This is a genomic window from Muriicola sp. E247, from assembly GCF_041358175.1.
In the GTDB taxonomy this organism is placed as follows: domain Bacteria; phylum Bacteroidota; class Bacteroidia; order Flavobacteriales; family Flavobacteriaceae; genus Muriicola.
On record NZ_JBGKBE010000003.1, the window covers coordinates 41,928 to 59,193 of the forward strand.

Below are 17,266 nucleotides of genomic sequence, written 5' to 3' on the forward strand. Positions count from 1 at the left end.
GTGAAAATGACGTAAATTTGCATCCTGTTTTAAACAATGTAAAGTAGAGCACCATGTCTAAAGTTTGCGAAATTACCGGGAAGAGGGCGATGTTCGGAAATAATGTATCGTTTTCGATCAATAAAACCAGAAGGAGATTTGACGTAAATCTTTCCAAGAAGAGATTCTATATTCCTGAGGAAGATCGTTGGATCACTTTAAAAGTATCGGCAAGGGCTCTTAAAAGCATTCACAAAAAAGGAATCTCTGCCGTTTTGAAAGAAGCGCGTCAGAACGGAATATTAAAGTAAGCCAATAAATTAGCGTACCATGGCAAAAAAAGGAAATAGGGTTCAGGTAATCCTGGAATGTACAGAACATAAAGAATCCGGAATGCCCGGAACTTCCAGGTATATTACTACCAAGAATAAAAAGAATACTCCGGACCGCCTGGAGATCAAGAAATTCAACCCCATTCTGAAAAGAATGACAGTTCATAAAGAGATAAAGTAAGAAGACATGGCAAAGAAGACCGTAGCAACCCTTCAGGGAAAATCAAAAAGATTGACCAAAGCGATAAAAATGGTGAAGTCGCCTAAAAGTGGCGCTTATACCTTCGTTGAGTCTGTAATGCCGCCTGAGATGGTGAACGAATGGCTGGCTAAATAATAGTAAGCTCTTATAAACGAAATAAGCCGCTCTCTCAGGATAGCGGCTTTTTTATTTCTTATATTTGAAGCTGCCATAGAATAGCCGTCGCATGAGTATTTTTAAAAAAATATTTTCTTCCGAGAAAAAAGAAAGCCTCGACAAAGGACTGGAAAAAACCAAAACCAGTTTTTTTTCCAAATTGGGTAAAGCTGTAGCAGGGAAATCGAAAGTTGATGATGAAGTTCTCGACAACCTGGAAGAGGTGCTGGTTACTTCGGATGTAGGTGTAAATACCACGCTTAAGATTATTGAAAGAATTGAAGAGCGGGTTGCAGCCGACAAGTATCTGGGGACCGAAGAGTTGAACTCAATTTTAAGGGAAGAAATCGCCGGCTTACTCTCTGAAACTCATACAGGCGAGGATACTGATTTTGTACTGCCCGCTGATAAGAAGCCCTATGTAATTATGGTAGTGGGCGTAAACGGAGTAGGAAAGACCACTACTATTGGAAAGCTGGCTTATCAATTTAAGAAGAAGGGACATTCAGTGGTCCTGGGTGCTGCAGATACTTTCAGGGCAGCTGCCATAGATCAGCTTCAGGTTTGGGCCGATCGGGTCGAAGTTCCAATAGTTAAGCAAAAAATGGGAAGTGACCCTGCTTCAGTGGCTTTTGATACCCTGAATGCTGCCAAAGCTAAAGAGGCTGATGTAGTACTTATTGATACTGCCGGACGCCTTCACAATAAGGTGAACTTGATGAACGAACTAAGCAAGGTAAAACGTGTGATGCAGAAGGTGGTTCCCGATGCACCCCACGAGGTATTACTCGTCCTCGACGGATCAACTGGGCAAAATGCCTTTGAACAGGCAAAACAGTTCACCAAAGCTACGGAGGTTAGTTCCCTGGCCGTAACAAAACTCGATGGGACCGCTAAAGGCGGCGTGGTAATCGGAATCTCAGACCAGTTTCAAATCCCTGTGAAATACATCGGGGTTGGAGAAAGGATTGAAGATCTGCAGGTATTCAATAAATTCGAATTTGTAGACTCATTCTTTAGTTGAAAATCTTAGCCAGCACAGGAATCCTCTTTTTACTTCTCTGGTCATTCCCGGCGACCGCTCAGATAAAACACCCGAAAGTAAGCCCGTTTGCCACAGTTAGGCAGGATCTCGGTTTATCGACTCTTACCGTGGAATATTCAAGACCGGCCGTAAAGGGACGTGAACTTTTTGGAGGGCTGGTTCCCTATGGGCGAATCTGGCGCGTGGGAGCCAATGAATCTACCAAATTCACAACAACTACTGAACTAGGGATTCTTGGTAATAAACTAGCTCCGGGCACTTATGCCCTTTATGCGTTTCCTGAGGAAGATGCCTGGGAAGTAGTCTTTCACAAGAACACCGCACACTGGGGAGATGGACGATCGGCTTACAATCGTGTTGAAGATGCATTCAGGATTTCAGTTACACCTGAGAATACAGACAGCTGGCAGGAAAATTTTCTTATCTCCTTTGATTCCATCAGTCATAATGGCGCGCTTATGCAATGGCAGTGGGGACATACCTCCATTGCTATTCCCATCACTGTAAATACCCGGGAAATAATGCTTGAGAGTATAGAAGAGCAACTCAGACAATCTCCAACTGCTCAGACCTATTATGAAGCTGCACGTTACCTGCAGGAAGAGGGCATTGAATATACCAGAGCGCTTACGTATTTGGATAAGGCAATTGCGTTTGGCGGAGATACCTATTACTTTTATCGTGTCAGGTCGCTCGTCCTGGCAGCTCTGGAAGATTATAAAGGTGCCGTAAAGTCGGCACAGCGTTCACTCTCTCTGGCTGAATCAGAAGGGAAAGACGAATTTGTTCGGATGAATCAGAAAAATATTAAGAGATGGAAGAAATTAATAAAAGAATAAAAGGAATTCGCCTTCTTGCGCTGGCAGCGTTGGCAATGAGCTTCTGGAGTTGCAAACAGCAAGCATCTTCCGAAAGTGATGTGGTCCTTTGGATTCCATATAACGATTCTGTTGAGGTTGCAGCAAATCAGGATCATGAGAATTCTCGCATGCGCTACAAGCTCATACAGTCGAAAATCCTCGACAAGAATGATGTTTTTCGGCCCCTATATGAGGAAGTTTCATCACTTACAAAAGAAGACTATGAAAGGCTTAAACCCCTGATCCTTGATAAAGATATTCCCGTTTTGCAAGCTGCTGTAGCTGAAGGGAAGCTGACATATGAAGAAATAGTTTTGTTCTACCTCAAGAGGATATATTCTTATGAACTCGATAATTCAACAACCTTAAACACTGTAATTGCCCTGAATGAAAAGGTTGTGGAGGAAGCCCGTTTACGGGATAAGGAACGCCGGGAAGGGAACCACCCCATTTACGGGATGCCCGTCTTACTCAAGGACAACATAGGGACAGAAGGAATGAATACGACAGCAGGAGCATTGATCTTTCAGGAGAATAGTGCCCCTGATGCTTTCATTGTCAGGCAACTAAAGACCAGAGGAGCGCTTATTCTAGGGAAGGTAAACCTCAGTGAATGGGCCTACTACCTCTGTGACGGTTGCCCTGTGGGATACAGTGCCTATGGAGGTCAGACCTTAAATCCATACGGGAGAAGAGTTTTTGAAACTGGAGGTTCAAGCTCTGGCAGTGGTACATCTATGGCAGCCCATTACGCTGTTGCCGCTGTAGGAACGGAAACATCAGGATCTATCCTTTCGCCCTCCAGTCAGAATTCTGTGGTGGGTCTGAAACCTACCATTGGCTTGTTGAGCAGATCGGGTATTGTTCCAATATCCAGTACACTTGATACACCCGGCCCAATGACGCGCAATATTACAGACAACGCTATTTTACTGGATGCGATGATGGGGAAAGACCCTGAAGATAGAAGCTCGGTGGGAAAGGATTTTGGCAAGGGATGGTATCAAGGACTTTCATCTAATGAACTCAAAGGGAAACGATTCGGGGTTTTTTCTAATCTGATGGAAGGCGATAGTATTTACCGCCAGACGGTGGAACTGATACGCAGCGAAGGCAGTGAAATCATAGTTATTGATCCTCCCCGCGTGCCTCTTGATGGGTTTTTAAGCATTCTAAACCTCGATATGAAGGAAGATCTTCCGTCATACATTGAACAGAATATAAAAAATATTGAGGTGATAAAGGTAAAGACAGTTGCAGATATCATGAATTATAATTTGCAGGACAGCCTTACGCGAATTCCATATGGCCAGGGGAGGTTCGAAGCAATCGCCTCTGACAGTACTTCAGCAGAAGAACTTCAGTCAATTAAAAAGACCCTGGAAGAAGATACAAGAGCTTTTTTTAATGCCGCCATGGGTGCACATGATCTCGATGCAATCCTGTCTATCAATAACTACCACGCTGCCTATGCAGCTGCGGCTAAGTACCCGGCATTAACAGTGCCCATGGGGTATAAGTTGAGCGGTGAACCTATCAGCCTTACTTTTATTGGGAGACAGTTTGAAGAGCCGAAACTCCTGCGCCTTGGTGCTGCCTACGAGAAGATCAGTAAAGTGAGGAAGACTCCGGAGAATTATAAATAAAGCTATCCTCAGGTAACAGGAATCCTGTTCTATATTGTATTTTTGCAGCTCATTTGACACGATGCGCACTAAAACTCTTAAAAAAAACAGGATCAATGTAGTAACCCTGGGCTGTTCCAAGAATGTATACGATTCTGAGGTACTAATGGGACAGTTGCGTGCTAACGACAAGGAAGTGGTCCATGAAGAAGATGGGAATATTGTTGTGATCAACACCTGTGGCTTTATCGCAAATGCCAAAGAGGAGAGTGTAAATACCATATTAGACTTTGTCAGGCAAAAAGAGGAGGGAAGAGTAGAAAAGGTTTTTGTGACCGGTTGTCTCAGTGAGAGATATAAACCAGATCTTGAGAAAGAGATTCCAGACGTGGATGCCTATTTCGGTACTACCGACTTGCCAAACCTGCTCAAAGCACTGGGAGCCGACTATAAACATGAATTGCTGGGGGAGCGACTTACGACAACTCCCAAAAACTACGCTTATCTGAAGATTGCGGAAGGTTGTGACCGACCTTGCTCATTTTGCGCTATTCCCCTGATGAGAGGAAAGCACCGTAGTACTCCGATAGAAAGCTTGGTAAATGAAGCAACGACTTTAGCTGCAAAAGGGGTTAAAGAACTTATTCTGATAGCACAAGATCTCACCTATTACGGACTTGATCTCTACAAAAAACGAAATCTGGCCGAATTGCTCAGGGCGCTGGCGGGGGTGGATGGGATAGAATGGATCCGCCTGCACTACGCTTTCCCAACCGGTTTTCCAATGGATGTGTTGGATGTGATGCGGGAAGAGCCTAAAATATGTAACTATATCGACATTCCACTCCAGCATATCTCCGATCGTATTTTAAAGAGTATGCGCAGAGGAACAACCCAGGAAAAAACAACTCGCCTTCTCAGGGAGTTCAGGGAGGCTGTACCGGGGATGGCGATCAGAACTACGCTTATTGTAGGGTATCCCGGGGAAACGGAGTCAGATTTCGAAACCTTGAAAGCATGGGTGAAGGAGATGCGTTTTGAACGCCTGGGTTGCTTTACCTATAGCCATGAGGAGAATACTCATGCCTATGCCCTTGAAGATGACGTGCCTGAAGAGGTTAAACAACAAAGGGCGAATGAGATCATGGAACTGCAGGCACAGATCTCCTGGGAACTCAACCAGGAAAAGATCGGAAAGAATTTTAGGTGTATCATTGATCGAAAGGAAGGGAATTACTTCGTGGGCCGAACGGAATTTGATTCTCCAGATGTGGATAACGAAGTACTTATCGACGCCTCAAAATACTTTCTGAGGGTTGGCGACTTTGCCCAGATTCAGATCACAGAAGCTTCTGATTTCGACCTTTACGGCATCCCGGTAGAGAAATAGTGTCTCACTATATTCTCATAATCGCTACAAATAGATATTAGATATAAGTCGTTCTACGGTTGGATGATCATTCCCGCCTTTTGGTTCAATGGTGATATTTAAGGATTCAGCTTTATCGATATAGGTCAGTGCTACAAGATCCTTATCCGTGGGAAGAAGTCCCATACTGATCATTTCACCATCCACATCAGCCCACATCTGATAAGTTTCTTCTTCAGACAAGGCAGGCAAGGCTTTCGGATTGACCACCACAGATTTACTTTTGTGATTGACAAAGGCAACAGCCCTGGCATCAGGAGCAAGCTTATTCCCTTTAAGGAGAAGTGGTATTACATCTTTATCATTGAGCTGAGCATACATTGCATTCACCTCCTGTATCTCCTCGGATAACTTTTGCAGAGATTCCTGTAATTGCTCCTTTTCTTCCCTGGCTACTCTAATATTTTCTTCAGCAGTCTGCCATTGATTGTAAAACCAGAAGGAAGTAAGGGCAAAAATAGCCGCCAGACTAGCTGCTACAAGTAATCTGGCCGGATTAAAGGCGCTTGAGGTACTCAGTGACTTAACAGGAGTATCATTATCGTACTTAGTTAACGTCTTCTCAAGTGAACTTTTTACCCGTTGAGGTGGAGCTATAGCATTTTCCAGCGCCATACGTTCAAAATCGGATTCGAGTTTTTGGAATTCCTGCCGCAGAACTTTGTCTTCCTGTAATGCGCTCTCGATCAATTCTTCATCCTTCGCGTTTAGCTCACCCAGAAGATAATTGAGCAATAATCCTTTTTCTAATATTGTTTTCCTATCCATGATCAATTACATCTAAACACATTGATAAAAAGAAAAGAGTCAGGGGGTAGTTCGCCCGGAGCTGAACCAGGGCCTGGCGTACATAAGATTTAAAAGTGCCCAGAGGGACACCCATCAGTTTGTGTGCCTCACGATGGGTATATCCTTTAAAATAAACCAGCTCAATCACTTTCTGATGATGAGCCTCCATTTTCTTTATCACACCGTTCAGGGCTTCGTAATTATGAGCCGACTCTTCCTGTTCTATATCATTATATACACCCATATCCTCCTTTTGGATGAGGGGATCTGTTTTTCTCAAAGTATTCAGGGTTTTGTTCCTGGCAATCCTGTATGCCCAGGTATAAAATTTACCTTTGTCAGGATCAAATTGGTCTATTTTTTCCCAGATGGTGACAAATATTTCCTGAAGCAGATCTTCCGATAATTCTTTGTCACGACACATCCTCACTACCACACCGTAGAGTGCTCCCGAATATTTGTCATAAAGGGCATAGAGGGCATTCTTGTCCCCGTTTTTGAGGCGATTTATCTGACTTGATTCATCCATAGCAAGTGTTAAAGATATGATAAAAATCTGCTTTGCTCATCCATCCGTCAGCTGCCTGTGTAATTAATAGTGAAGAGTGCACTAAAAATTTAATTATCACTAAAACTAAAAACAAATCATGAAAAAAGTAATATTTATTCTTTCGACTGTTGCCCTACTGTTAGGTTCAACGAATGCAAATGCACAGAACAATTCACAAGACATCGTAGATATCGCCGTATCTGTTGATGATTTTTCAACCCTGGTTACTGCCCTTAAAGCGGCAGACCTGGTAGGCGCCTTGCAGGGAGACGGACCTTTTACCGTTTTTGCACCAGTAAATTCAGGATTCGCAAAAATCGACGCTGATGCTTTGAATTCCCTTTTACAACCCGAAAACAAAGAAAAATTGGCTGCTATTCTTACCTACCATGTGGTATCGGGAAAAATTACTGCATCTGATGTAGTAAATGCCCTGAATAAGGGAAATGGGAAAGCAGAACTCACTACGCTAAACGGAGGGAAGTTAACTGCTGTAAAAAAAGACAAAGGAATCTTTTTAATGGACGCCAATGGAAATTACAGTATGATTTCCAAAACCGACGTAATGGCTTCTAACGGAGTAATACATATCATCAAAGACGTGGTTATGCCATAATAATTGGTTGGTTGGTTGTTGAGAAAAAGCATCGCGCTCGCGGTGCTTTTTCATTTTATACCTGTTTACATAGGCCAAAAACTTACCAGGGCGGCAAATATTGTAAAGAACAGAATGAATGGGATCACCAAATAGCCCATAATATCCCTGGCCTGTATTTTAATTCCGGCCCCCATGATGGGGATAACTAAGAGAAGAAAGAAGGGTTGCATCAAATTAGTAAGGCTTTCGCCATAGGCGACAGACATGGCTGCCCTTGATAACAATGCTTCCATTTCTTCCGGAGACAGTGCTGCCCCGATTTCCTGTACTGCTGTGATTATACTTGGCCCTATAACCGCAAATTCTCCCCCCGCAGAAGGGATGGCAAAATTAACCACAGCACCGGTTAAAAATGCAAAAAAAGGAATACTCTCCACTGATGCTACAGAGGCCATCCATAATGCAAGTTTTTCCCCTAAACCCGTGAAAATCATAATTCCCATAATCCCTGCGTAAAAAGGATATTGAAAGAGAATTCCGGAAATATTCCCACTTGCCCTTTTCATGGCAATGACATAACGCATTGGCGTACCGTGTAAGACCAAACCCAGCATCAGGAAGAGAAAAATCATGATATTCAGATTGAGATCCAGCCCTTTGGAACTAAAATGTGAAAACAAATAGATCAGGCCCGGGATCGCAATGAGATATTGTAAGAGTCGGCTATTATTAAGGAAATCAGAAAAAGCCTTGTAAGGTAATTTCATGAGTCGGGCTTCCTCATGGATAGTCACTGATTTTTGATCTGTTTCCGATTCCATCATGCCTTCGAGGGTTGGGTAATTTCCTGTTTTCGGGAGTAGAAGGCTCATAAGAAAAGGGGCAATAAAAAGAAATACTAACAATACCACCAGATTAAGGGACGACCCCAGAGTTGAACTGGTTGATATAGTGTCGTCAAGTACCCCAGCTTTTATAAGGAAGTTCCCCTGGGTGTTCAATAGTAAAGGGATAGAGCTGGAAAGGCCACTTACCCAAATGATACCGGAAAAATACACGCAGGCTATCAGGAAAGGGTAGTGGATTCCTTTGATCCTGAGGGCAAGTTCCCTGCCCAGAACAGCAGTTATAACTACCCAACCCCAACTTATTAAACTAAATAGTGCGCCTAAAATCACAATCAGAAAGTATACCTGTTGAGGTTTCTTGATCTTCCCGGCCAGCAGGTCGATACCTCTGTGTACCATAGGCGAAAGAGCAATGGAATAACCTGTAATGACCAATAACACCATCTGCATTCCGAATTCGAGTAATATCCAGAATCCGTCGTACCAGGAATTGATTACCTGAACAGGTGTAGCTCCTACCCATAAAAGGGCAATTACAGATGTTATTATGGTAAGGATAAGTGCAAATACGAAGGCATCAGGCATAAACCTCTGGAAGATATCTGAAAATTTCTGTCCTATTTTCTGGATCATTTCTTTTTTAATTTATTGACCATTAACTCGAGCATTTTTTTCGTTTTGAGTACTGTGGCAAATTCTTTATGAAGGTTGGCCAGGGTGATTTTATGAACAAGTGAGGCCTTAAAATGTTCTCCCTCCGGACCCAAAGTATCAAATGTAGCCGTAGCGTCGGATATGACAAAGGTGTTATATCCAATATTTCCCGCCATACGGGCTGTGGAAGAAACACAATGAGATGTCGTTAGCCCCACCAGTACCAGATCGGAAATTTGCTTGTCCTTCAGCATTTTATGTAAGGAAGTATTTATAAAGGCGCTATTACTACTTTTTTCAAGGATACTTTCTCCTTTTACCGGTTTTGTAATCTCTTTAAACTCGTTTCCCGGCCTTCCTTTTGTAAGGGGAGAAGGAGGTGTTCCGTTGTGTTTGATATGGAATACAGGATATTTTTGGTCTCGCCAATAGGCAAGGAGAGTAGCTGCCTTCTTCTCGGCATCCGGATTGTTTCTGGCCCCCCCGTAATAATCGAGTTCCTCTAAACCTTTTTGTATGTCGATCAGTATCAGGGCCGGCGGTTGCTTGGTTTCCATCTCTCCTTATTCAGATATTGAATTACCAGAAATCTTATAGATCACCGGATTAAATGCTTTTGATGCCACCACCACTTTATCTCCGGGGAGTATGCCTTCTATTTCGGAAGGGTGAGCCACCACTTTTACAATATTATTTCCTATCAAAACACTTATAATATAGATAACATCCTGCTGTATAAGATGCAAAACTGTGCCTGTAAACTGAAATTTACCGCTAATATGTTTTTCCATAAACAATTCTCCCGGTGGCCCTAACTGAGCAATACGTCCTTCCTTCATGGTGGCAGTTGTATCAGAAAGTTTCATGATTTCGCCCAGATCGTGACTAACCATGATGGTGGTCAACCCCAGTTTATTATGGGCATCCAGAATATGATCCTGAAGACTTTGCCGCATATCCGTATCCAGGGCAGCAAGGGGTTCATCTAACAATAAAACATCAGGTTGCTGCACCAGGGCTCTGGCAAGGGCAACTCGCTGTTTCTGTCCTCCGGATAGTGTCTCTGGTTTTTGGTTCGCCAGGGCTGAAAGATCCATGACTTCCAAAAGATCAGGGATGATATTATCAGGAGCCGACTTGCTTTTTGCGAATTTCAGATTCTCAATGACAGTCATATTGGGAAATAGGGCATAATCCTGAAAAACATAACCGATATTTCTTTTTTGGGGGGGGAGGTTGATTTTTTTCTCCGAGTCGAACCAGGTCCTGTCCTTAAAAGCTATATATCCTCTATCAGGAGGCAGTAAACCTGCTATACTTCTCAGCAGAGAAGTTTTACCTGATCCTGATGGGCCATAAATGGTTAGTAGCGAACCTTCTGCTATTGTGAGATCAGTATTTAAGGTGAATTCAGCTGTTCCTGCTCTTAGTTTTTTATGGATTCTTACTTCTACCATTTCCAGAATCTTTTTAAATATCCTCCATTGAGAAGGTATACAAGTAGAAGCAAGGCGAATGTCAAGGCAAATAGAATTAAAGAATACCTATTTGCGGCCACATAATTAAGGGATTCCACTTCATCGTATATAGCGATTGAAGCTACCCTTGTTTCCCCTGGAATATTTCCCCCAATCATTAAAACGACTCCAAATTCACCAACTGTATGCGCAAAAGCCAGAACAATTCCCGTTAGGAGTGATTTTCGGATATTGGGAAGCAATACCCTGAAAAGTTGTGTTATTCCCGATTTTCCCATTGTGGCAGCAGCTTCCGAAAGTGAAGGTGGCAGGGATGTCAAACCCGCCTGTATGGGTTGCACCATAAAGGGCAGGCTGTATATCACAGACGCCACAACTAGTCCGCCAAAGGAAAAAACGAGTTGTATGCCTAACCATTCATTGATCCATGAACCAAAAGCATTATTAGGGCTGAATGCCAGGAGAAAATAAAAGCCTAATACCGTAGGGGGTAGTACAAGAGGCATGCTTACCAGAGTCTCTATTACAGGTTTTATGCGGGAGGTAGTTTTGCTGAGCCAGAAAGCAAGGGGAACAGAAACAAACAACAGGACCAGGGTTGTGGTCATGGCCAGTTCAAATGTCAAACGCAAGGGTTCCCAATTCATTTTGGCGATAGCATAACCTCATTAAGTTTAATCATGGCAAGTACTTTTTTACCCGGCTCTATACCCATATCTAAAAGGGCCTCCGTACTCACTATAGCCCGGATGTTCCCGGGAAGACATTCTAAATCAACCCCGCTTAACAAAACCCCTTTTTGCAGGGCCTGTACTTTACAGTCGATTTTATTCGTAAGACTAATCCCCTTCGTGTTTTCCTGACCAATCACAACCTCAGTTTCCTTGAAAAGAATATTTACTTCCTGGTTTAATGCCAGATATTCAGCCGATTCCGGGGTGTCGATAACAATGGTTTTCATCTCCAGATCACCTTCAAGTAACAAGGTAACCAGGGTGATGTGTCCCTCAACCTGAAGGTTTTTGATATGCCCTGTTAGTCTATTCACGTACCGAATATCCAAAATTTTTGAGGATAGCCTGTCCTTCCTCACTAAAAAGATATTCAAAAAATTTCCTGCTGCCTTCTTCAGAGGAATTTTGGGGATTTATTAGAGCGATTACGTGTGGTAGTTTTTCGTAAGCATCCGCATCTATAAGTATCCATTGACCGACCTTACTTAATTCCGGACTTTTAACTACGGCGAGAGAGGTAAAACCCATCTCAGCGGCACCAGAGAGAATAAACTGGTTAGCCTGGGCAACACTTTCCCCGTAGACCAACTTAGATGAAACCTTGTCATTAATCCCATAGTGATTCAATACCTGCAGGGCTGCTGCTCCAAAGGGAGCAATTTTTGGATTGGGCAAAGCAAGGTGCTTAATTCCCTCATTTTGCAGGATTTCAATAGATGGCTTAATTGCCGGATTCGCCGTCCACAGCACCAGTGAGCCATAGGCGAATACTTCAAGATCAAGAGTTTTACCTTCTCTTGAGAGGGATTCGGGATATTTCATATCGGCCGACAAAAACAAATCATAGGGTGCACCTTCCATAATCTGGGCGTACAACTTTCCTGAAGATCCCAGGATAACCTCGCAGGAAATACCGTGTTTATTTTCAAAATTTTCTACAATCGAATCGATGGCGTAGTGTAGATTTGACGCAACAGCAATTCTAATTGTATCTCCCTCTTTTACTCCTTTACACCCTAGAATAAATATTAGAATTACCGGAAAAAGAATCGCCTTAAAAAGACGGAATCGTAATTTAAAACAACTATTCATACTCAGTATTAGACTAAATTGATCTGATAGGAGGAAGGGTAAGGCCTCATATATTTACAAACTGAAAAGTAGCCAGAGGAACATCCCGGAGGTCCTTTTTAGTTTCGTGTAACAAGATACCGTGTTCCAGATAAGCTTTGAGGTTGGCAAGCCAGAATGTCCATCCATTACTGCAACCCACATAGATATTCATTTTGTTCTTTTCATCCGTGGGAATATTGGTCTGAGTGAGGGTTACTAAAACCTGATTCCCTTCGGACTTCAAATCAACTGTCACCCGACAGAATTCGGCAAAGGTAAATTCTATTAAATCCCTGCCATTTGCCCTTAGGATTTTTCCTTTTTCTTCTCCGTCCCAGTTATGCCATCGCCAGGTATACAGATCACCCTGTTCTATATTCTGATCTGATTCTCTAGTTATTCCCGTTTTAGTCATGTAAACAGCTTCTCGTAAAAACCAGGAACATATTCCCTCTTGAGTTGCCCAACACCAGTATAATTTTTCCAGACTCGCATTGATATAAATTTTCTTTGTAAAACTTTCAAATCCTAAAGAAGACATGTTTAGTTTCTTTTTAATTCCAACCTATATAATTCACTCCCCAAAGCAGATAGAAATGGAATACCTACCTCCTCGTATTCATATTCGTTGTCGTTAAAAACCCCATCAGCATTCACAAGTATGGTGGCCGTCACCATAAATTCTACCCCGTTTTTGTCATCTTTGATATAAGCGCAATCGGTTAGAGTTCCATATGCATATCCCACTTTATTATAAATGCTCATGTGAGCCGGCATAGGCTCTTTACTATCTCCATACATAAAAAATTTCCCATAGCTGTCGTAATAATCTTCAGCTGAATATCCTGCCTCCCGGGGAACCACTTTCATGGCATTTAACAGAAAGCTGCGCTGTGCCGGACTCAGATCAAAGCGCTCTCCTTCGGCATACATTTCAGGAAAAATAATTCGTTTAAGAACTCCGTGCTGGGTAGTTACGGGATAATAATTTTTTTTGCTGAAATCAAAACTTCCTTGGATCAGCGAATCTCCCTCATAGTATCCCCTCCCTTTCTTTATTCCTTCCAAATTCAGGGGCTTGGGTGAACTATTTACGCTATTCGGTAAAAGGGTAGTAGTACTGTCATTTAGATAGATAACAAGAGGACGGGTAGTTATTTCATCTGCTTCCGGGACGGAGAGTCGATGTGAGATCCTGGCCGGGCCAATGTTTTTCTCTCTGAAACCCGCATTAATAGCATCCTGCCCGAGAAATTCCACTAAGCGATTATTGGCGTCATTGTCACTGACGGCAAAAATTTTGATGATTTCCCTCCCGAAAGTCGTTTCCACTGAATCCCCTTCTACGTAAAAGCGGGTGTCTAAATTTAAATACTTATTGCGGTTGATTTTTTCCATGGCCAATACGGCGATTGGAAATTTCACTGTGCTTGCCGGATAGAAGTATTGCTGGGAATCAACTCCGAAATCGAAATCCTCGAAACGGACAGAATCATTATCCCTGATAATTCGTGTAAAGCGGATCTGAACTTCATAGAGCGAGGGATTGTCCATAACTGTGCGGATACGAATGTCATTGGATGAGAGCACTTTTTTTATGGGATCCGTTTCCGAAGTGGTACTGGCACATCCCGACAACAAACCCGTCAAAATAAAAGAGAATAGAAGGGGATTTATGACTTTTTTAAAGTGGGTTCTCATCAGATCGGAATGATTTCTGGTTTTAATTAGCCTGGATTCTCTTCGTAGACTTCTCCGCGGTGAGGAAGGAGGGCATCGCGAATTTGGATCATCATAGATTCTTCAACTACCATATAGGCAACAGCATGCATCTCATTAATTGTTTGATGTCCGCTTAGTAGCAGAGGTAATTTCTCCCTTTTGATAAACTCACTCAAATGCAGGGCGTGATGCCTGGCTGTCTCACCGGAGTCTGGTCCCCGAAAATCCCACAGCAATTTTATTTTTCTGTTCAACTTGACATATTTTAATTTCAGGTGGCGCTTTTCTCCGCAAAGGCTTTAAAGTCCTTCAAATATTTTAATGACTGCTTCTTGAAGGCTCCTGGCATGAGAAAGCCCATTGCCTTCATAAATACGCCATTGAATTGAAATTCAGTTTCTGAGATCCATTTGGTTTTATTTTCATCAACGGCTTTAAAGTAGTTTTTCTGCACATTGTGAACACCTTTGGCATCATATGTAGCATGAAATTCGTGGGGGAGATTGCGTTTTAAGATGGTCTCTACCATCACGATCTCTCTTTTACCCATTTTGTAGGTAAGTTCCATTTGTGCTCCTTCTTTCCCAGGTATCCCACCCAGTACCTTATATGAAATAAGGTCTTTTTGCCAGAATTTCATATTTTCCGGATTGTCGAATTTTCGTATAAATTCAGACAGGGGAACATTGATTACGATTTCGGTAATATATTTCATGGGTGGTGAAACTTTAAACCCTAAGGTAATAAATTATGAGAAGTAGGAAATAAAAATCTGTTAATGAGAGGCCTTATACTTGTTCAGGAAAATCGAATGCTTAATTTTGCGGAATGCATTTTACCCTGAGAAACGATATTTGTAGAGTTCTGATCCTGGTACCTCTTTGTTTGATATTTTTAATGAGCTCATGTGAAGGCATATTTAAATCGGAACCGGAAAGCACTCCCCTTGCCAGAGTAGGAGATGAATACCTCTACAGGGAAGACATCGAATCTTTACTAAACTCTCAGTTAAACGAGCAGGATAGTACCTCTCTTGTTACCAATTATATCAATAACTGGGCGGTGAAACAATTGCTCTTCTCCAAGGCTCAGATCAACCTTACCGAAGAACAGATAGCCTCTTTTGAGCGACTTGTGTCCAATTACCGCATCGACCTGTTTACAAGAGCCTATAAGGAAGCCCTCGTTCTCCGCGGTGAGGATACTACCGTCACCGATGGACAGCTAAGGCAATTTTATGAACAGGAAAAAGAGAATTTTATCCTGAAGGAGAAAATCCTTCAACTTCGATTTGTTGAGTTACCAAAACAATTTTTAAACAAGGGTGAAGTAATCAAACGACTCAATAATTTCAATGTAGAGGATCAGGTTTTTTTGGATTCAATTGGGGTGCAATTCACCAAACTCAATTTCAATGATTCACTCTGGATCCCGCTTACCAGAATCATTCAGGAAATACCTCCTCTGACCTATGAAAATGAAGGGCGATACCTAAAAAAATCACAATTTTTTGAATTGGAGGACTCTCTGGGGGTATATTTGGGGAAGATAAGCGATATTCGGGAAATCAATGAGATCGCTCCCCTAAGCTATATCAAACCGACACTCCGACAGGTTTTGCTCAACAGGAGAAAACTCGACTTTTTACGTCGACTCGAAACTGAGCTCCTTGATGAAGCCGTAAAACAAAATGAATTTGAAATTTATGAAAAAGAGAAAGAATAAGTTTTTACTGTTCGCTTTTGCCACCTTCACCCTTATGGGAATGGCACAGGAGGAATCAGAAAGTGAAACTACAGCAGATCCAGGACAGCAATTGTCTGAATCAACTACTCCCGTAAAAGACACTCTTAATACCTTCAAGAAGATAAAACTCGATGGGATAGCGGCTGTAGTGGGCGACTATGTTATACTCGACTCAGACATTGAGAAAACACTTATCGACCTGAGGAGTCAGGGAGCCTCAACTGAAGATATCACACATTGCAGTTTGTTGGGGAAATTAATGGAGGACAGGCTCTATGCGCATCAGGCAGTTCAGGACAGTATTCTGGTTTCCGACGATGAGGTAAATGCTACCAGTGACCGGCAGATCCAGCAATTGGTTCAGCAGGTGGGCTCCATGGACAAGGTACTTCAGTTTTACAAAAAGGAAACCGTTGAGGATTTCAGGGAAGAACTTTATAATATCAACAAACTAAGGATGTTGTCTGAGAAAATGCAACAGAAGATTGTTGGTGAGATTCAGGTTACTCCTGAAGAGGTGAGGCAATTCTTTAAGAATATTCCTGAGGATGAAAAACCGGTCTTTGGTGCCGAACTCGAAATTTCCCAGATCGTAAAGACCCCTGTAATTCCGGAGGAAGAGAAGCAGAAAGTGATCGATAAGTTACGTGAGATAAAAGCGGATGTAGAAGACAATGACGCCAGTTTTAGCGTAAAGGCCATCCTTTATTCTCAGGATCCGGGATCCAAATCGAAAGGCGGATTCTACAGTATGACACGTCAGACACCTTTCGTGAAGGAATTTAAAGATGTGGCGTTTAGCCTGCAGGAGGGCGAGATTTCAGAACCTTTCGAGACTACCTTCGGATATCATATTATTTTTATCGAAAAGATACGGGGACAGGAATTAGACCTGCGACATATCCTTATCCAGCCCGAAATACCTCAGGCAGCAGTTGAGGCAGCAAAGATCGAATTGGACACAATTCGCAAACACATTATGGAAGGTCAATATACCTTTGCCGAAGCCGCGCTTAATTTTTCAGATGAAAAGGAAACTAAATTCGATGGAGGCCTGCTGAGAAATCCAATCAATTTCGATTCGCGATTTGAATTGACAAAAATGGATCCTACCCTTTACAATCAGGTGCGAAATCTAAAGGATGAAGAGATATCCTACCCGTTGCTGGAAACCGATCCCAGAGGAGGCCCGCCAAAATACAAGATCCTGAAGGTAACCAACCGATACGATGAGCATGAAGCCGATTTTGCCAAGGACTATTTAAAGATTCAGGAACTGGCATTAAGGGAAAAGCAATACAAGGCTATCAAAGAGTGGATGGATGAACATATTGAAGATACCTACGTAAGCGTTAATGTGGCTAACAGATCTTGTGAATTCGCAAATAACTGGGTGAAGGAATAGA

General features: G+C 42.5%; 22 protein-coding genes. 10 read left to right on the top strand and 12 right to left on the bottom strand.

The window, feature by feature from the left end; genetic code table 11:
- Positions 1-53 precede the first annotated feature (53 nt).
- From rpmB to rimO, 7 genes are all read left to right on the top strand, one after another.
- Positions 54-290 (top strand): 50S ribosomal protein L28, encoded by a 237-nt coding sequence (gene rpmB, locus ACA086_RS06375; protein WP_129602756.1) that lies wholly within the window; start codon positions 54-56, stop codon positions 288-290.
- 19 nt (positions 291-309) lie between these two features.
- Complete coding sequence (gene rpmG / locus ACA086_RS06380; protein ID WP_129602758.1) at positions 310-492, top strand: 50S ribosomal protein L33; 183 nt, start codon at positions 310-312, stop codon at positions 490-492.
- 6 nt (positions 493-498) lie between these two features.
- Complete coding sequence (locus ACA086_RS06385; protein ID WP_369747276.1) at positions 499-648, top strand: DUF4295 domain-containing protein; 150 nt, start codon at positions 499-501, stop codon at positions 646-648.
- 91 nt (positions 649-739) lie between these two features.
- Positions 740-1,693 (top strand): signal recognition particle-docking protein FtsY, encoded by a 954-nt coding sequence (ftsY, locus tag ACA086_RS06390; protein ID WP_371002519.1) that lies wholly within the window; start codon positions 740-742, stop codon positions 1,691-1,693.
- Complete coding sequence (locus tag ACA086_RS06395; RefSeq protein ID WP_371002520.1) at positions 1,690-2,553, top strand: DUF2911 domain-containing protein; 864 nt, start codon at positions 1,690-1,692, stop codon at positions 2,551-2,553. Before ftsY ends, ACA086_RS06395 begins: the two co-directional genes overlap by 4 nt.
- Positions 2,529-4,220, top strand: coding sequence for an amidase family protein (locus ACA086_RS06400; RefSeq protein WP_371002521.1), 1,692 nt, complete (start codon positions 2,529-2,531; stop codon positions 4,218-4,220). Before ACA086_RS06395 ends, ACA086_RS06400 begins: the two co-directional genes overlap by 25 nt.
- A gap of 61 nt (positions 4,221-4,281) precedes the next feature.
- A complete protein-coding gene (rimO, locus tag ACA086_RS06405) occupies positions 4,282-5,589 on the top strand; it encodes a 30S ribosomal protein S12 methylthiotransferase RimO (RefSeq protein WP_371002522.1) in 1,308 nt (435 codons plus the stop codon).
- 24 nt (positions 5,590-5,613) lie between these two features.
- On the opposite strand, the gene ACA086_RS06410 is transcribed toward rimO, so the two are convergent.
- Positions 5,614-6,396: an anti-sigma factor domain-containing protein gene (locus tag ACA086_RS06410; RefSeq protein WP_371002523.1), complete on the bottom strand. Its 783-nt coding sequence runs from the start codon at positions 6,394-6,396 to the stop codon at positions 5,614-5,616.
- Positions 6,389-6,946 carry an RNA polymerase sigma factor gene (locus ACA086_RS06415; protein ID WP_371002524.1) on the bottom strand — a complete coding sequence of 186 codons (558 nt, stop codon included), beginning with the start codon at positions 6,944-6,946 and terminating at the stop codon, positions 6,389-6,391. Before ACA086_RS06415 ends, ACA086_RS06410 begins: the two co-directional genes overlap by 8 nt.
- 118 nt (positions 6,947-7,064) lie before the next feature.
- Here ACA086_RS06415 and ACA086_RS06420 point away from each other — a divergent pair, with 118 nt between their 5' ends.
- A complete protein-coding gene (locus ACA086_RS06420; protein WP_371002525.1) occupies positions 7,065-7,583 on the top strand; it encodes a fasciclin domain-containing protein in 519 nt (172 codons plus the stop codon).
- A 65-nt stretch (positions 7,584-7,648) separates the two neighbouring features.
- Here the strand turns inward: ACA086_RS06420 and ACA086_RS06425 are convergent, their stop codons facing one another.
- Genes ACA086_RS06425 through ACA086_RS06470 form a run of 10 tightly spaced genes read right to left on the bottom strand, consistent with a single transcriptional unit; the run spans position 7,649 to position 14,829 of the window.
- Positions 7,649-9,046 carry a short-chain fatty acid transporter gene (locus ACA086_RS06425; RefSeq protein WP_371002526.1) on the bottom strand — a complete coding sequence of 466 codons (1,398 nt, stop codon included), beginning with the start codon at positions 9,044-9,046 and terminating at the stop codon, positions 7,649-7,651.
- Positions 9,043-9,624 carry a cysteine hydrolase family protein gene (locus tag ACA086_RS06430; protein WP_371002527.1) on the bottom strand — a complete coding sequence of 194 codons (582 nt, stop codon included), beginning with the start codon at positions 9,622-9,624 and terminating at the stop codon, positions 9,043-9,045. The genes ACA086_RS06425 and ACA086_RS06430 overlap by 4 nt, the downstream gene beginning before the upstream one ends.
- 6 nt (positions 9,625-9,630) lie before the next feature.
- On the bottom strand, positions 9,631-10,524 hold the full coding sequence (locus ACA086_RS06435) for an ABC transporter ATP-binding protein (RefSeq protein WP_371002528.1): 894 nt from the start codon (positions 10,522-10,524) through the stop codon (positions 9,631-9,633).
- Positions 10,518-11,192, bottom strand: a complete 675-nt coding sequence (gene modB / locus ACA086_RS06440) for a molybdate ABC transporter permease subunit (RefSeq protein WP_371002529.1) — start codon at positions 11,190-11,192, stop codon at positions 10,518-10,520. Before modB ends, ACA086_RS06435 begins: the two co-directional genes overlap by 7 nt.
- The gene (locus ACA086_RS06445; protein ID WP_371002530.1) at positions 11,189-11,593 is read right to left on the bottom strand and encodes a molybdopterin-binding protein; all 405 of its coding nucleotides are present in this window, start codon (positions 11,591-11,593) and stop codon (positions 11,189-11,191) included. Before ACA086_RS06445 ends, modB begins: the two co-directional genes overlap by 4 nt.
- Entirely contained in the window at positions 11,586-12,371 is a 786-nt protein-coding gene (modA, locus tag ACA086_RS06450; protein WP_371002531.1) for a molybdate ABC transporter substrate-binding protein, read from the bottom strand. Before modA ends, ACA086_RS06445 begins: the two co-directional genes overlap by 8 nt.
- 46 nt (positions 12,372-12,417) lie before the next feature.
- A complete protein-coding gene (locus tag ACA086_RS06455; RefSeq protein WP_371002532.1) occupies positions 12,418-12,933 on the bottom strand; it encodes an SRPBCC domain-containing protein in 516 nt (171 codons plus the stop codon).
- Between the two features lie 2 nt (positions 12,934-12,935).
- Positions 12,936-14,093: a serine hydrolase gene (locus tag ACA086_RS06460; RefSeq protein WP_371002533.1), complete on the bottom strand. Its 1,158-nt coding sequence runs from the start codon at positions 14,091-14,093 to the stop codon at positions 12,936-12,938.
- Between the two features lie 26 nt (positions 14,094-14,119).
- Positions 14,120-14,368 carry a hypothetical protein gene (locus ACA086_RS06465; RefSeq protein ID WP_371002534.1) on the bottom strand — a complete coding sequence of 83 codons (249 nt, stop codon included), beginning with the start codon at positions 14,366-14,368 and terminating at the stop codon, positions 14,120-14,122.
- A 17-nt stretch (positions 14,369-14,385) separates the two neighbouring features.
- Positions 14,386-14,829 carry an SRPBCC family protein gene (locus tag ACA086_RS06470; RefSeq protein WP_371002535.1) on the bottom strand — a complete coding sequence of 148 codons (444 nt, stop codon included), beginning with the start codon at positions 14,827-14,829 and terminating at the stop codon, positions 14,386-14,388.
- 182 nt (positions 14,830-15,011) lie between these two features.
- On the opposite strand from ACA086_RS06470, the gene ACA086_RS06475 reads away from it, so the two are divergent.
- Together ACA086_RS06475 and ACA086_RS06480 are read left to right on the top strand one after the other, a co-directional pair.
- Positions 15,012-15,839: a peptidyl-prolyl cis-trans isomerase gene (locus ACA086_RS06475; RefSeq protein ID WP_371002536.1), complete on the top strand. Its 828-nt coding sequence runs from the start codon at positions 15,012-15,014 to the stop codon at positions 15,837-15,839.
- Positions 15,820-17,265, top strand: coding sequence for a peptidylprolyl isomerase (locus ACA086_RS06480; protein ID WP_371002537.1), 1,446 nt, complete (start codon positions 15,820-15,822; stop codon positions 17,263-17,265). Before ACA086_RS06475 ends, ACA086_RS06480 begins: the two co-directional genes overlap by 20 nt.
- Position 17,266 lies beyond the last annotated feature (1 nt).

Bases quoted from the DNA above. Each gene is read 5' to 3' on its own strand.
- rpmB (WP_129602756.1), top strand. From the start codon at position 54: ATGTCTAAAGTTTGCGAAATTACCGGGAAGAGGGCGATGTTCGGAAAT.
- rpmG (WP_129602758.1), top strand. From the start codon at position 310: ATGGCAAAAAAAGGAAATAGGGTTCAGGTAATCCTGGAATGTACAGAA.
- ACA086_RS06385 (WP_369747276.1), top strand. From the start codon at position 499: ATGGCAAAGAAGACCGTAGCAACCCTTCAGGGAAAATCAAAAAGATTG.
- ftsY (WP_371002519.1), top strand. From the start codon at position 740: ATGAGTATTTTTAAAAAAATATTTTCTTCCGAGAAAAAAGAAAGCCTC.
- ACA086_RS06400 (WP_371002521.1), top strand. From the start codon at position 2,529: ATGGAAGAAATTAATAAAAGAATAAAAGGAATTCGCCTTCTTGCGCTG.
- rimO (WP_371002522.1), top strand. From the start codon at position 4,282: ATGCGCACTAAAACTCTTAAAAAAAACAGGATCAATGTAGTAACCCTG.
- ACA086_RS06410 (WP_371002523.1), bottom strand. From the start codon at position 6,396: ATGGATAGGAAAACAATATTAGAAAAAGGATTATTGCTCAATTATCTT.
- ACA086_RS06415 (WP_371002524.1), bottom strand. From the start codon at position 6,946: ATGGATGAATCAAGTCAGATAAATCGCCTCAAAAACGGGGACAAGAAT.
- ACA086_RS06420 (WP_371002525.1), top strand. From the start codon at position 7,065: ATGAAAAAAGTAATATTTATTCTTTCGACTGTTGCCCTACTGTTAGGT.
- ACA086_RS06425 (WP_371002526.1), bottom strand. From the start codon at position 9,046: ATGATCCAGAAAATAGGACAGAAATTTTCAGATATCTTCCAGAGGTTT.
- ACA086_RS06430 (WP_371002527.1), bottom strand. From the start codon at position 9,624: ATGGAAACCAAGCAACCGCCGGCCCTGATACTGATCGACATACAAAAA.
- ACA086_RS06435 (WP_371002528.1), bottom strand. From the start codon at position 10,524: ATGGTAGAAGTAAGAATCCATAAAAAACTAAGAGCAGGAACAGCTGAA.
- modB (WP_371002529.1), bottom strand. From the start codon at position 11,192: ATGAATTGGGAACCCTTGCGTTTGACATTTGAACTGGCCATGACCACA.
- modA (WP_371002531.1), bottom strand. From the start codon at position 12,371: ATGAATAGTTGTTTTAAATTACGATTCCGTCTTTTTAAGGCGATTCTT.
- ACA086_RS06455 (WP_371002532.1), bottom strand. From the start codon at position 12,933: ATGTCTTCTTTAGGATTTGAAAGTTTTACAAAGAAAATTTATATCAAT.
- ACA086_RS06460 (WP_371002533.1), bottom strand. From the start codon at position 14,093: ATGAGAACCCACTTTAAAAAAGTCATAAATCCCCTTCTATTCTCTTTT.
- ACA086_RS06470 (WP_371002535.1), bottom strand. From the start codon at position 14,829: ATGAAATATATTACCGAAATCGTAATCAATGTTCCCCTGTCTGAATTT.
- ACA086_RS06475 (WP_371002536.1), top strand. From the start codon at position 15,012: ATGAGCTCATGTGAAGGCATATTTAAATCGGAACCGGAAAGCACTCCC.
- ACA086_RS06480 (WP_371002537.1), top strand. From the start codon at position 15,820: ATGAAAAAGAGAAAGAATAAGTTTTTACTGTTCGCTTTTGCCACCTTC.